The sequence below is a fragment of the Streptomyces sp. NPDC031111 genome, assembly GCF_055570675.1.
Window position 1 is genome coordinate 40,084 of the sequence record NZ_JBVIGS010000017.1, and the last position, 13,294, is coordinate 53,377.

At 73.5% G+C, this 13,294-nt stretch carries 11 protein-coding genes; 2 read left to right on the plus strand and 9 right to left on the minus strand.

The genetic code is table 11. From position 1 onward, the window contains the following. Positions 1 to 45: 45 nt before the first annotated feature. The 5 genes from ACZ470_RS29640 to rpe form a co-directional block, all read right to left on the minus strand. Positions 46 to 1,488 carry a GuaB1 family IMP dehydrogenase-related protein gene (locus tag ACZ470_RS29640; RefSeq protein WP_468432375.1) on the minus strand — a complete coding sequence of 481 codons (1,443 nt, stop codon included), beginning with the start codon at positions 1,486 to 1,488 and terminating at the stop codon, positions 46 to 48. Between the two features lie 107 nt (positions 1,489 to 1,595). Next, positions 1,596 to 1,949, minus strand: a complete 354-nt coding sequence (locus tag ACZ470_RS29645) for a barstar family protein (RefSeq protein WP_468432146.1) — start codon at positions 1,947 to 1,949, stop codon at positions 1,596 to 1,598. Next, positions 1,946 to 2,077 carry a hypothetical protein gene (locus ACZ470_RS29650; protein ID WP_468432147.1) on the minus strand — a complete coding sequence of 44 codons (132 nt, stop codon included), beginning with the start codon at positions 2,075 to 2,077 and terminating at the stop codon, positions 1,946 to 1,948. The genes ACZ470_RS29645 and ACZ470_RS29650 overlap by 4 nt, the downstream gene beginning before the upstream one ends. A gap of 40 nt (positions 2,078 to 2,117) precedes the next feature. After that, positions 2,118 to 3,161: a sugar-binding transcriptional regulator gene (locus tag ACZ470_RS29655; protein WP_468432149.1), complete on the minus strand. Its 1,044-nt coding sequence runs from the start codon at positions 3,159 to 3,161 to the stop codon at positions 2,118 to 2,120. 78 nt (positions 3,162 to 3,239) lie between these two features. Then, positions 3,240 to 3,926 carry a ribulose-phosphate 3-epimerase gene (rpe, locus tag ACZ470_RS29660; protein ID WP_468432151.1) on the minus strand — a complete coding sequence of 229 codons (687 nt, stop codon included), beginning with the start codon at positions 3,924 to 3,926 and terminating at the stop codon, positions 3,240 to 3,242. Between the two features lie 136 nt (positions 3,927 to 4,062). Between rpe and ACZ470_RS29665 the strand changes: the two genes are divergently transcribed. Continuing rightward, a complete protein-coding gene (locus ACZ470_RS29665; RefSeq protein ID WP_468432153.1) occupies positions 4,063 to 6,204 on the plus strand; it encodes an MMPL family transporter in 2,142 nt (713 codons plus the stop codon). Here the strand turns inward: ACZ470_RS29665 and ACZ470_RS29670 are convergent. Further along, positions 6,185 to 7,603: an RsmB/NOP family class I SAM-dependent RNA methyltransferase gene (locus ACZ470_RS29670; RefSeq protein ID WP_468432155.1), complete on the minus strand. Its 1,419-nt coding sequence runs from the start codon at positions 7,601 to 7,603 to the stop codon at positions 6,185 to 6,187. The genes ACZ470_RS29665 and ACZ470_RS29670 overlap by 20 nt on opposite strands. Before the next feature lie 67 nt (positions 7,604 to 7,670). Beyond that, entirely contained in the window at positions 7,671 to 8,603 is a 933-nt protein-coding gene (fmt, locus tag ACZ470_RS29675) for a methionyl-tRNA formyltransferase (RefSeq protein ID WP_468432156.1), read from the minus strand. 334 nt (positions 8,604 to 8,937) lie between these two features. Here fmt and ACZ470_RS29680 point away from each other — a divergent pair, with 334 nt between their 5' ends. Continuing rightward, positions 8,938 to 9,477, plus strand: coding sequence for a hypothetical protein (locus tag ACZ470_RS29680; protein WP_468432157.1), 540 nt, complete (start codon positions 8,938 to 8,940; stop codon positions 9,475 to 9,477). 62 nt (positions 9,478 to 9,539) lie between these two features. Here ACZ470_RS29680 and ACZ470_RS29685 read toward each other — a convergent pair whose 3' ends face one another. Beyond that, positions 9,540 to 11,687, minus strand: coding sequence for a primosomal protein N' (locus tag ACZ470_RS29685; protein WP_468432158.1), 2,148 nt, complete (start codon positions 11,685 to 11,687; stop codon positions 9,540 to 9,542). Between the two features lie 323 nt (positions 11,688 to 12,010). Beyond that, positions 12,011 to 13,219: a methionine adenosyltransferase gene (metK, locus tag ACZ470_RS29690; protein WP_468432159.1), complete on the minus strand. Its 1,209-nt coding sequence runs from the start codon at positions 13,217 to 13,219 to the stop codon at positions 12,011 to 12,013. Positions 13,220 to 13,294: the final 75 nt, after the last annotated feature.

A 13,294-nucleotide genomic window follows, 5' to 3' on the forward strand; every position in this document is an offset into this window, starting at 1 on the left:
ACGGTGTGGGCCGTCGCACACCCGCCCCGACCCGTTAGGGGGCCGTCAGCTCCAGCTGGCGTGCAGGGGCTTGCCCTCGGCGTAGCCGGCGGCGCTCTGGATGCCGACGATGGCCTTCTCGGCGAACTCCTCCAGCGAGCCGGCACCGGCGTAGGTGCAGGAGGAGCGGACGCCCGCGATGATCGAGTCGATCAGGTCCTCGACGCCGGGGCGGGCCGGGTCGAGGAACATGCGGGAGGTGGAGATGCCCTCCTCGAACAGCCCCTTGCGGGCGCGGTCGTACGCCGACTCCTCGGAGGTGCGGTTGCGCACGGCACGCGCGGAGGCCATGCCGAAGGACTCCTTGTAGGGGCGGCCGTTCGCGTCGTGCTGGAGGTCGCCGGGGGACTCGTGGGTCCCGGAGAACCAGGAGCCGATCATCACGTTGGACGCGCCGGCCGCGAGCGCCATCGCCACGTCGCGCGGGTGGCGGACACCGCCGTCGGCCCACACGTGCTTGCCGTACTTCCTCGCCTCGGCCGCGCACTCCAGGACGGCGGAGAACTGCGGCCGGCCGACGCCGGTCATCATGCGGGTGGTGCACATGGCGCCGGGGCCCACGCCGACCTTGACGATGTCCGCGCCGGCCTCGATCAGATCGCGGACGCCGGCGGCGGCGACGACGTTGCCCGCGACGATCGGAACCTGCGGGTCCAGGTCGCGGACCAGCTTCAGCGCGCTGATCATCGACTCCTGGTGTCCGTGCGCCGTGTCGATGACGAGGGTGTCGACGCCCGCGTCCAGCAGCTGCCGGGCCTTGCCGGCGACATCGCCGTTGATGCCGACGGCGGCGGCGATGCGCAGCCTGCCGTCGGCGTCGGTGGCCGGCGTGTACAGGGTGGCGCGCAGGGCGCCCTTGCGGGTCAGGATGCCGGCGAGGCGGCCGTCCTGGTCCACGGCGGGCGCGTAGCGCCGGTTGGCGCCGTCGAGGTGGTGGAACGCCTCGCGCGGGTCCATGTCGGCGTCGATGAGGAGCAGGTCCTTGGACATGACCTCTTCGAGCTGGGTGAAGCGGTCCACGCCGGACAGGTCGGTGTCGGTGACCACGCCGATCGGCCTGTGCTCGTCGTCGACGACGACGCCCGCGTTGTGCGCGCGCTTGGGCAGCAGGGCGAGCGCGTCGGCGACGGTCTGGTGCGGGGCCAGCACGATCGGGGTGTCCAGGACGTGGTGGCGGCCCTTCACCCAGGAGACGACCTCGGTGACGACCTCGATGGGTATGTCCTGCGGGATGACCACGAGCCCGCCGCGCCGGGCCACCGTCTCGGCCATGCGGCGGCCGGCTATGGCGGTCATGTTGGCGACGACGAGCGGGATGGTGGTGCCCGTGCCGTCCGGGGAGCTGAGGTCCACGCCCTGACGCGAGCCGACCGCGGAGCGGCTCGGCACCATGAAGACGTCGTCGTACGTCAGGTCGTACGCGGGCTGGATGTCGTTGAGGAAACGCACGTGCTGCACATCCCAGTCGATCAGAGGTGGCCCCCGGACAGGTCAGCCAGGGGGAAGAGCACGTACTTCATTGTCCCATGTCGACCGGAACGCCATCTCCAGTCGCATCATCCAGGCTGGTCAGGGCCCTGTTCGGAGGATCCTCCGAGGGCGAGTGCCACGGTGAGCGACGGCGTCCGGTCGGCGGCCTCGGCGAACACGTCCTGGGCGGTCGCCCACTCGGCGGGGCTCGCCGACGCGTAGGCCCGCCAGCCGCGTACGACGATCAGCAGTCCCCGTTCCACGGCGCCCTCGGGCCAGACGGTGTGGTCGGAGAGGGAGTCCACGAGGGCGTCCCAGTTGCGGCCGAACCAGTCGGGCAGGGCCAGCGCCCGGGCGCAGCGGTCCATCAGTCCCGCCTTGTCGGTGACCCCGTCGAGGTCCAGCGCGACCACGAGCCGGTCCGTCGGTTCGTACGTCATTGCGGTACCGCCGTGAACGATGCGTGGTGGTCGTCGGTGCAGTAGGTCTCACCGTCCCGCCCGCCCCGGCGCACCAGGACGAGCAGGCAGGCCAGGAGACGCGGGAGCAGGGCCCGTCTCAGCACCATGCGGCCGATGCTGCCAGGCCCGCCCCCGCCTCACCCGCCGTCAGGGGCCATCCGGGTCCGCGCGGTTGAGGGCGGACCTCGGCGCCGGGCCCGCCGTCATCAGGTAGTCCGCGGCCGACGTGTCCGTCACCAGGCTGGTGACAAGACCGGAGCGCAGTACGGCGTCGATCGCGGGTCCCTTGCGCTGTCCGCCCGCGATCGCCACGACCTCGGGGACCCGGCGCAGCTGGTCGGTCTTGACCGTGATGCAGCGCTCCCCCAGGTCCCGGCCGACCCGGCGTCCCTCGGCGTCGAAGAGGTGCGCGGACATCTCCGCGGCGACACCGAGGGAGGCGTAGTGCGCCCGCTCCTCGTCGCTGAGCATGTCGTGCACCGTGGAGATGCCCGGCTCCCAGGAACCGATGGAGACACAGGCGACCGTGACCTTGTCGAAGTACTCGAAGGCCCGCGCGATGCCCGTCTGGTGGCGCAGCGCCTGGGCGGTGGCCGCGTCCGGCAACAGCATCGGGGCGTAGATGGGGTGGGCGTCGCCGCCCGACACCTGCGCGGCGCGCCGCACGGCCTCCACCGAGCCGCGCTCGGCGGTCCCGGCGTCGTACACGCCCGTCAACTGCACGACCGTGCAGGGCGGCAGCCGGTCCAGGGCCGCCGCCATGTGGATGGTGGAGCGGCCCCAGGCCAGACCCAGCACATCCCCTTCGTTGACCAGCTCGCCGAGCAGGTCGGCGGCCACCTCTCCCAGGTTCTCGGGGTCGGGTGTCTCCTCGGCCTCGGCCGGGGACTCGACCACGACGGCGTGCCTGAGGCCGTACCGGGCGCGGAGCGCGTCGGAGCGCTCTGCGTCCAGCTCGGCCGGCACGCGGATCTCGATCCGTACGAGATCCCGTTCGAGGGCGGTCTCCAGGACCCGGGCCACCTTGAAGCGGCTGACGCCGAACTCCTCGGCGATCTGGATCTTGGATTTGCCCTCGAGGTAGAAGCGGCGGGCCATGGCCGCCGCCTGCACCAGCTCAGCGGGTCCCATCCGCATGGCTGACCGGCCCGCCGACATACCCGACACGGCGATCTCCTCACTGCTGTTCACACTCTGGATTCGCCGTTCATCCTTGCAGATCCGGCGCGGTCGATCAGCCCTGCTGGGTGCCGTTCATGTTCCTGACGCTCAGTGGTCGCACGCCCACGACGCCTTGGCCGTGGCGGCCTCGGCCTGGTTGCGCAATGCACGTACCGCCTCGGCCGGATCCTCCGCCCCGTACACGGCGGAACCCGCGACGAAGACATCGGCGCCGGCGTCGGCGCACCGCTCGATGGTGGACGCCGAGACCCCGCCGTCGACCTGGAGCCAGAGCTCCAGACCGTGCTTGCTGATCAACTCGCGGGTACGGCGAATCTTCGGAAGCATGATGTCGAGGAAGGCCTGACCCCCGAATCCCGGCTCGACCGTCATGATCAGCAGCATGTCGAGTTCGGGGAGCAGGTCTTCGTACGGCTCGATGGGGGTGGCCGGGCGGAGCGCCATGGAGGCACGGGCGCCCTTGGCGCGGATCTCCCGGGCGAGCCGCACGGGCGCGGTGGCCGCCTCGACATGGAAGGTGACCGAACCGGCCCCCGCCTCCACGTACTGGGGCGCCCACCGATCGGGGGCCTCGATCATCAGATGACAGTCCAGCGGGGTGTCCGTCGCACGGGCGAGCGACTCTACGACCGGCACGCCGAGCGTGAGGTTCGGGACGAAATGGTTGTCCATGACGTCGACGTGAAGCCAGTCGGCGCCGGCCACCGCCTTTGCCTCGTCGGCGAGGCGGGCGAAGTCGGCGGAGAGGATGCTGGGGCTGATCTGCGGGGCCATGCCCCAAGCGTATGCGCTGTCCTGTGCTTGGACGGTGGGGGCCCCGGAGGGCTGGCGGTTCGGTTCGGCTGCGGGTTGAGTGTGGCTGGTCGCGCAGTTCCCCGCGCCCCTTGCCGGTGCTGCTGCGGAGGTGGGTATGACGGCTAGCCGTGGGATTGCACAGTTGGTCTGCGGGCGGCGTTCGAAGTGGCTGGTGTTGGTTCTGTGGGTGGTGGTGCTGTTCGTGACGGCGCCGTTCGCGCAGAAGCTGACCGATGCGCAGGACAATGACGCGGCCTCGTGGCTGCCGGGGTCGGCGGAGTCCACGCAGGTGCTGGAGATCTCCGAGGACTTCCGGCCCGAGCAGATCCCCGCGATCGTGGTCTACGCGCGGGACGGCGGTCTGACGGCCGCCGACCGGGAGCGGATCGCCGAGGACGTGGAGCAGCTCGGGCAGTTGAGCGACCACGGCATCAGGGGCGACGAGGCCCGCGGTCCGGTGTTCGACCGGGAGACCGACCCGCGGGCCGCGCAGGTCTTCGTGCCGATCACGATGGACGCGCAGGGCTGGGAACGGATCGGACCCGCGGTCGACTCGATCCGGGACGACGTCGGGGAGAGCGGCGAGGGACTCGCCGTGCACATCACGGGCCCGGGCGGCACGTCGGCCGACTTCGCCGAGGCGTTCGAGGGCATCGACTCCACGCTGCTGTTCGCGGCGATGGGCGTCGTGATCGTGATGCTGCTGGTCACCTACCGCAGCCCCACCCTGCTGCTGGTGCCGCTGCTCTCGGTGATCTGCGCGCTGTTCACGGCGCAGGCACTGATCTACTTCCTGGCCGAGTACGCGGGCCTGACGGTCAACGGGCAGAGCGCCGGCATCCTCACGGTGCTGGTCTTCGGCGCGGGCACGGACTACGCGCTGCTGCTGGTCGCCCGCTACCGGGAGGAGCTGCGCCGGCACGAGGACCGGCACGAGGCGATGGCGCTGGCCCTGCACCGCGCGGGCCCCGCCGTGCTGGCCTCCGGCGCGACCGTGGTGCTCAGCATGCTGGTGCTGCTGACCGCCGAGATGAACTCCACCCGGGGCCTCGGCCCGGTCGCCGCGATCGGTGTCGCGGTCGCCCTGCTGGCCATGCTGACGCTGTTCCCCGCGCTGCTGGTCATCTGCGGCCGGTGGATCTTCTGGCCGGTGATCCCGCACCACGGCGCCCCCGACCCCACCGAGCGGGGCGTGTGGGCCCGCACGGGCCGCCGTATCGCCCGCCGTCCCCGCATGGTGTGGGGCGTGACGGCCGCGGTGCTGGCGGTCTGCTCGCTGGGCCTGATCCAGCTCCGCGCGGAGGGCATCGGCAACGCGGACGCGTTCACCGGGAAGCCCGACTCGATCACCGGACAGGAGGTCTCCGCGCGGTACTTCCCCGCGGGCAGCGGCGATCCGCTCGTCGTGGTCGCCAACCAGGCGCAGGCCGAGCAGGTGGGCCGGGCGGTCGCCGGTACGGAGGGGGTCGTCCCGGAGTCCCTCGGGCTGCCACCGGGCACGAAGCCCTCCTTCGAGGGCACGGTGCTGTTCGAGGCCACCATGACCGCCCCGGCGGACAGCGACGCGGCGAAACAGACCGTGGAGCGGGTCCGGGACGCCGTGCACGCGGTCCCGGACGCCGACGCCCGGGTGGGCGGTGGTACGGCGGCCCTGCTGGACATGGACGAGGCGACCACGCACGACAATGTGCTGATCATCCCGCTGGTGCTGGTCGTGGTGCTGCTGATCCTCTGTGTGCTGCTGCGGGCCCTGATCGCCCCGCTGCTGCTGATCGCGACGGTGATCCTGTCGTTCGCGGCGGCGCTCGGCCTCAGTGCCCTGGCCTTCCGGCACGTCTTCGACTACGCGGGCGAGTCGACCGACTTCCCGCTGTTCGTCTTCGTCTTCCTGGTGGCCCTCGGCATCGACTACAACATCTTCCTGACCACCCGCGTCCGCGAGGAGGCCGCCCGCCAGGGCACCCGGCCGGGCGTGGTGACCGGTCTCGCCGCCACGGGTGCCGTGATCACCTCGGCGGGACTGGTCCTCGCCGGCACCTTCGCCGCGCTCGGCACGCTCCCCATGGTCGCGTTCGCCGAGATCGGCTTCGCGGTGGCCCTGGGCGTGCTCCTCGACACCTTCGTCGTGCGGTCGGTGCTGGTCACGGCGCTGTTCCTGGACGTGGGACCGAAGGTGTGGTGGCCGCACCGGCTGTCCCGCGAGGACGCCGGCGCGGTGCGGGAGCCCGAGGAGACGGTCAGCCGGTCCGGCGGATGAGCGCCAGATACATCGCGTCGGTCCCGTGCAGATGCGGCCACAGCTGGACGTCGGGGCCCTCGCCGAGGTCAGGCACACCGGGCAGCAGCGGCCGGGCGTCGATCAGCTCGGCGTCCGGGAACTGCTTGAGCAGGTCGGCGACGACGGACCGGGTCTCCGCGAGGTGCGGCGAGCAGGTGGCGTAGCCGACGACACCGCCGGCCCGCACGGACTCCAGGGCGGTACGCAGCAGCCCGCGCTGGAGCGGGGCGAAACCGTCCAGGTCCTCCGGCCGGCGCCGCCAGCGCGCCTCGGGCCGCCGGCGCAGCGCGCCCAGGCCCGTGCACGGCACGTCGACCAGCACCCGGTCGAAGCTGCCGGGCCGCCACGGCGGACGCGTCCCGTCGGCGGCGACGACCTGATAGGGCCCGGGGTTGCCGTGCAGCGCCTTCGCCACCAGCCCGGCCCGGTGCGGCTGCTTCTCGGAGGCGAGCAGTACGGCGCCCCGCTCGGCGGCGAGCGCCCCGAGCAGCGCGGCCTTCCCGCCCGGTCCGGCGCATCCGTCCAGCCACATCCGGTCGCGGCCCTCGACGGGCGCGTTGGCGAGCGCGAGCGCGACGAGCTGGCTGCCCTCGTCCTGCACCCCGGCCCGGCCCTCCGCGACCGCCGTGATGGCGCCCGGCTCCCCGCCCTCGGTCAGCCGCACCGCGTACGGCGACCAGCGGCCGGGTACGGCGGCCTCCTCGTCGAGCAGTTCGGCGGGCGTGGCCCGGCCGGGACGGGCGACCAGGGTCACCTCGGGCCGCTCGTTGTCGGCGCGCAGCAGCTCCTCGATGCCGGCGCGTCCGCCGCCGAGGGAGTCCCACAGCGCGGACACCACCCAGCGGGGGTGCGAGTGCACGACGGCGAGATGGTCCTCGGGGTCCTCGTCGTAGGGCGGCGCGACCCGCTCCAGCCAGCCGTCGAGGTCGTCCTGGGCGATCTTCCGCAGCACGGCGTTGACGAACTTGGCGCGTCCGTCGCCGAGCACCACCCGGGCCAGCTCGACGGTGGCGGACACGGCGGCGTGCGTCGGGATCCGCGTCCCGAGCAGCTGGTGCGCGCCGAGGCCGAGGACGTCCAGCACGGGCGGGTCCACCTCGCGCAGCGGCCGGTCGACGCAGGCCGCGACGACCGCGTCGTACGTGCCCTGCCGGCGCAGCGTGCCGTACACCAGCTCGGTCGCCAACGCCGCGTCTCTCGCGTCGAAGTCGCCCTTCTCGCGCGCCTTGCGCAGCAGCGGGGGCAGGACGAGGTTGGCGTACGCGTCCCGCTCGTCGACGGCCCGCAGGGCCTCGAAGGCGAGGATGCGGACGGGGTCCTTCTTGGGCCGACGGTAGGGCTTGGCGGGCCTGCGGGGCCGACGGGGCTGGTCGCTCACGAAAAATGTGCTCCGGATGTGAGGTGAGGTGCGCGCTCCAGCCTACGTCGTGCGGGTCCCGGTGGCGTCAGCCGCCGACGCTCTCCCCTGCGGCGATGCGCACCCCGCGCGCCCAGTCCGCCGCCCGCATCGGCTTCTTGCCCTGGGCCTGCACCCACAGCAGCTCCACGGCGTACGACCCGGTGCCCACGTACACGTTGTTCTTGCCGGCGGACAGCTGCCCGGGCGCGAGATCGGTCAGCTCCGGTACGGGAGCGGCCTGCACGATCTTGAGCCGCTCGCCGCGGAAGGTGGTCCAGGCGCCGGGAGCGGGGGTGCAGCCGCGCACCACCCGGTCGACGCGCAGCGCCGGGGTGTTCCAGTCGACGTGGGCGTCCTCGACGGTGACCTTGGGGGCGAGGCTGATGCCGTCGGCGGGCTGCGGTACGGCCTTCAGGGTGCCGTCCTCGATGCCGTCCATGGTGGCGGCGAGCAGCCCCGCGCCGGCGAAGGCGAGCCGGGTGAGCAGGTCGCCGCTGGTGTCGGTCGGGCGGATCGCCTCGGTGACGGTGCCGTAGACGGGCCCGGAGTCCAGGCCCTCCTCGATCAGGAAGGTGGCGGCGCCGGTGATCTCGTCGCCGGCCATGATGGCGTGCTGCACGGGCGCGGCGCCGCGCCAGGCGGGCAGCAGTGAGAAGTGCAGGTTGACCCAGCCCCGGGCGGGGATGTCGAGGGCGGCCCTGGGCAGCAGGGCTCCGTAGGCGACGACGGGGCAGCAGTCCGGGGCGATCCGCTCGAGCCGCTCCAGGAACTCGGGGTCCCTGGGCCTGGCCGGCTTCAGCACCTCGATCCCGGCTTCCTCCGCCCGCTCGGCGACGGGGGAGGCGACGAGCCTGCGCCCGCGTCCGGCGGGCGCGTCGGGGCGGGTGACGACGGCGGCCACCTCGTGCCGCCCGGAGGCGAGAAGAGCGTCCAGTGCGGGAACGGCGACCTCGGGGGTACCGGCGAAGACGAGCTTCATGGGGTGCTGGGGGCCTCTCGGGCGGGGACGGACACGGGCAGCGCACCAGTCTATGAGGCGGCGTCGCACGCACCCACGCAGGGCGAGCCGCCGGCGGCGAACACCCCCCCACGGGAAACGTCCACCTCTCGACCCACTGGAAACGGGCGGTGCGCGGGCGGGGAGAAACCTCGGCCGAAGGCCGAGGCGCAAACCTCCCACAGGGGCGTGGGCATATGCCCCCACGCCCCCACCCCGTGACCCGCGGAGCGCTCCCGCGTTGGTCAAGAAAGAGTTGACCACGGGCCCCCGACACGGGCTCATCCCTTTCAACGCCGGTTCGAGAGGCTTGTTCATGGCCGACCACGCAACCCACGACGCCCAGGCTCGGGCCAGCCTGCACCTGCTGGTGCGGGACATCGAGCGGGTCCGCCGGCAGGTGGACGCGCTGCGCACGCTCACCGCCCAGCTGGGCAACGTCTACCGCCCGCGCCGCTCCGGCCCCTCCACGGGCTTCGTCGTCTACGGACGCGCCCCCGCCCCGACGGTCCGTCTCGCCCAGGAGCTGCGGGACAGCGTCGAGACCCTGGTGACGGCGGCCGTGGACTTCGACCGCTCACTCGGCTTCTCCTGGGACGCGGTGGGCTCCGCGCTCGGAGTCACCAAGCAGGCGGTGCACCGCCGCTACGGCGCCCGCCGTGCCGCCCAGGCACCGGCGGCCACCGAGGCCGCCGCGGAGGCGGCGGGCACCCGTACGGTCAATGTCGGCGCCGGCGTCTCCACGGTGCCGACCGTCCCCGCGGCCCGTTCCATGCCGACCCAGCCCACGGCCGGCAGCCCGTCCCTCCGCGACGAGCCACGCCCGACCGCCTTTCCCGCCCCCCGCAACAGCTGAGCCCCACCCTTCCCGCCCTCCCGGACGCACCGCCCCGGGAGGGCGGGGACGTTCCGGCGGGATCAGCCGATGTCCGGGGGGTCGATGCGGACCCACACGGGGGTGCTTCCGCCCCGGGCCATTCGAGCGGCCTGGGCGGACTTCAGCGCGGCCGTCAGCGCCGCGCCGACGCCGGGGGGCACCCGGATCAGTGCGCGGTCCCAGTGCTCACCCGGTGGCGGTGCGCCGGGCCGTCGCGGGCGGCCCGCCGGGGTGACCGGCAGGGGCACCGGGCCCAGGATCTCCGCCCGCTCGGGCAGCTCCACCGCGCGGAGGAACCCGGCCACCGCCTCCCCCGGCCCCGACACCGCCGCCATCCGCGACACCGGCGGGAACGCCAGTTCGCCCCGCTCGGCGAGTTCCCGCAGCGCGTGCCCGACCGGGTCCCAGCGCACCAGCGCCTGCACGGGCCGCAGGGTCGGCTCGGCGACCACCACCACCGTGCCGCCGGCCGACTGCGGACGCACCAGCGCCGCCGCGCCGATCCAGCGGCGCAACGCGTCCTCCCCGGCCCGCAGATCCGGCCGGCCGAGCATGGCCCATCCGTCCAGCAGCAGCGCCGCCGCGTACCCGCCCTCGGCCACGGGTTCCGCGCCCGGGGTGCTCACCACCAGCGCGGGCGTCCCCGGCACCGTGTCCAGCACGTGTTCGCGTCCCGAGGTCCGCACCGGCACCGCGGGGAAGGCGCGGCCCAGTTCCTCGGCGGTCCGCCGCGCGCCCACCACCTGGGCCCGGAGCCGGACCCCGCCGCACTCCGGACAGTGCCATCCGCCCTCCTCGCGCCCGCACCAGCCGCACCGCAGGTCGTCGGCGCCCTGTGCCTGGAGCGGTCCGGAGCAGTGCCGGCACCGCGCCGGTTCCCGGCAGTTGGCGCACGCCATCCGCGGCACGTATCCCCGGCGGGGCACCTGGACGAGCACCGGCCCGTGCCGCAGCCCCTCCCTGGCGGCCTGCCAGGCGAGGCTCGGCAGCCGGGCCGCGCGGGCGGCCTCGTCGCGGGCCAGCTCCCCGTCGCCGACGGTCCGCACCAGCGGCGCGGCGGCCCGCACCCGCTCCCTCCCGGCGACCAGCGGTCCGGCCCAGCCGGTCTCGACGAGCTGGGCGGCCTCCACGGTGCAGGTCCAGCTGCCCAGCAGGAAGCCGCACTTGTCCTGCGCGGCCCGCAGCAGCAGCACTTCGCGGGCGTGGGGCTGCGGGGCGTGCTGCTCGCTGTGGCTGTCGTCGCCGTCGTCCCAGACGGCGACCAGTCCGAGGTCGCGCACCGGTGCGAACATCGCCGCCCGCGTCCCGACGACGGCCCGTACGGACCCCCGCCGCACGGCGAGCCACTGCGCGTACCGCTTCTCGGGGCCGGCGTCGGCGGTGAGCACCGCGTGCCGCCCCTCCCCCAGCAGCGCGGTGAGGGCCTCGTCGACGCGGGCGACGGACCGTCCGTCCGGCAGGACGACCAGCGCGCCCCGCCCCGAGGCCAGGGTCGCGGCGACGGCCCGGGCCAGTTCCTCGCTCCAGCCCGGCCCGGGCAGCGCGTTCCACACGGCCCGGGGGGCGCCGCCCGAGGCCAGCGACGTCAGGAAGGCGGGCCCCTGTTCGTACCGGTCCCAGGAGCCGGGTGCGGGCGGCGCGGGCGGGGGCAGCGGGGCCGGTGAGGGCCGCTGCTCGGCGCGGGCGTTGCGCGGCGGCACGGCGAGCTGGAGGACGTCGGCGAGGCTGCCCGCGTACCGGTCGGCGACCGCGCGGGCGAGCCCCAGCAGCTCTTCGCTGAGCACCCGCTCGGGCGAGACGACCTGGGCCAGTGCCGCCAGAGGTCCCGAGTAGTCGGACTCGGCGAGCCGCTCGACGAGGAATCCGTCGATCAGTCCGCCGCCCTCGCGCCGCCCCTCGCGCACGCGGTGCCGCCCGGCCCCGAAGCGCACCCGCACCCGCACGCCCGGCTGGGCGTCGGCGTCCAGTTCCTCGGGCACGGCGTAGTCGAAGTAGCGGTCGAGGTGGAGTACGCCCTTGTCGACGAGGACCCGGGCGACGGGCAGTTCCCTGGCGAGCGCGGCGCCCCGCCAGGTGCGCGGTTTGGCCCGGGGCGCCTTGGCCTTGCGCACGCTCTCCCGGATGAGCGCGAGCTGCTCGGGCGGCGCGCCCTCCGCGCCGCCGTCCGGCTGTCCGTTCTCGCTGCTCACACCTGCATTCTTACCAAACACGACTGACAGCGACGCCGGCCCGAGGTCTGCCCGGGTACGGATCACGAACGCCCGAAGGCGCTTCTGCCTTGGGCCGCTCGGCCATACCGGTCGGGGACCGGCAGCAGGATTCGAACCTGCGAGGTGTTCACCAGAAGTATCCGTGCCCTTCGCACCGGGCCGTGGCGTCGCCGCGCTCACAGCCTAGGGCTCTCCTCGGCGGTGTGCGCGGAGATTTTCGGCGGCCGGCCCGCGGACGCGCCGAGGCCCGGCGCCCCCCGCGGAGGGGGTGCCGGGCCTCGTGGGACGTGGGGCGGCCGGGCCTACAGCCCCGCCGCCTTGCGGAGGGCGTCCACGCGGTCGGTGCGCTCCCAGGTGAAGTCGGGCAGCTCACGGCCGAAGTGGCCGTAGGCGGCGGTCTGGGCGTAGATCGGGCGCAGCAGGTCCAGGTCGCGGATGATCGCGGCCGGGCGGAGGTCGAAGACCTCGTCGATGGCCCGCTCGATCTTCTCGGTGTCGACCTTGGCGGTGCCGAAGGTCTCCACGAACAGGCCGACCGGCTCGGCCTTGCCGATGGCGTACGCCACCTGCACCTCGCAGCGGGCGGCCAGACCGGCCGCCACCACGTTCTTGGCGACCCAGCGCATCGCGTACGCCGCCGAGCGGTCCACCTTGGACGGGTCCTTGCCGGAGAAGGCTCCGCCGCCGTGGCGGGCCATGCCGCCGTAGGTGTCGATGATGATCTTGCGGCCGGTCAGGCCGGCGTCGCCCATCGGGCCACCGATCTCGAAGCGGCCGGTCGGGTTGACCAGCAGCCGGTACTTCTCGGTGTCGAGCTTGATGCCCTCGTCCAGGAGCGCCTTCAGCTCCGGCTCCACGACGAACTCGCGGATGTCGGGGGCGAGCAGCGACTCCAGGTCGATGTCGGAGGCGTGCTGGGAGGAGACGACCACGGTGTCCAGACGGACCGCCTTGTCACCGTCGTACTCGATGGTGACCTGGGTCTTGCCGTCCGGGCGCAGGTAGGGGATGGTCCCGTTCTTGCGCACGTCGGAGAGGCGCTTGGACAGCCGGTGGGCGAGGAAGACGGGCAGCGGCATCAGCGTCGGCGTCTCGTCCGTCGCGTAGCCGAACATCAGGCCCTGGTCGCCGGCGCCCTGCCGGTCCAGTTCGTCGTCGTCGCCCTCGACACGGGACTCGTACGCGGTGTCGACACCCTGAGCGATGTCCGGGGACTGCGCGCCGATGGACACCGAGACGCCGCAGGAGGCGCCGTCGAAGCCCTTCTTCGAGGAGTCGTAGCCGATCTCCAGGATCTTGTTGCGCACCAGCGTCGCGATGTCCGCGTACGTCTTGGTGGTGACCTCGCCGGCCACGTGCACCAGGCCGGTGGTGATGAGGGTCTCGACGGCGACCCGGGAGGTCGGGTCCTCGCGGAGCAGCGCGTCGAGAATGGTGTCGCTGATCTGGTCAGCGATCTTGTCGGGGTGACCCTCGGTCACGGACTCCGAGGTGAACAGACGACGGGACACAACGCTCCCTGGGGTTGCAGCGGCTGCTGGCTGATCATTGGCGGACGGCGGGGGCTGCACCCGACGCCGTCCGTG

What these genes read in the sequence shown, in the direction of transcription:
- ACZ470_RS29645 (WP_468432146.1), bottom strand. Translation starts at nt 1,949, where the DNA reads ATGACGTACGAACCGACGGACCGGCTCGTGGTCGCGCTGGACCTCGAC.
- ACZ470_RS29650 (WP_468432147.1), bottom strand. Translation starts at nt 2,077, where the DNA reads ATGGTGCTGAGACGGGCCCTGCTCCCGCGTCTCCTGGCCTGCCTGCTC.
- rpe (WP_468432151.1), bottom strand. Translation starts at nt 3,926, where the DNA reads ATGGCCCCGCAGATCAGCCCCAGCATCCTCTCCGCCGACTTCGCCCGC.
- ACZ470_RS29665 (WP_468432153.1), top strand. Translation starts at nt 4,063, where the DNA reads ATGACGGCTAGCCGTGGGATTGCACAGTTGGTCTGCGGGCGGCGTTCG.
- fmt (WP_468432156.1), bottom strand. Translation starts at nt 8,603, where the DNA reads ATGAAGCTCGTCTTCGCCGGTACCCCCGAGGTCGCCGTTCCCGCACTG.
- ACZ470_RS29680 (WP_468432157.1), top strand. Translation starts at nt 8,938, where the DNA reads ATGGCCGACCACGCAACCCACGACGCCCAGGCTCGGGCCAGCCTGCAC.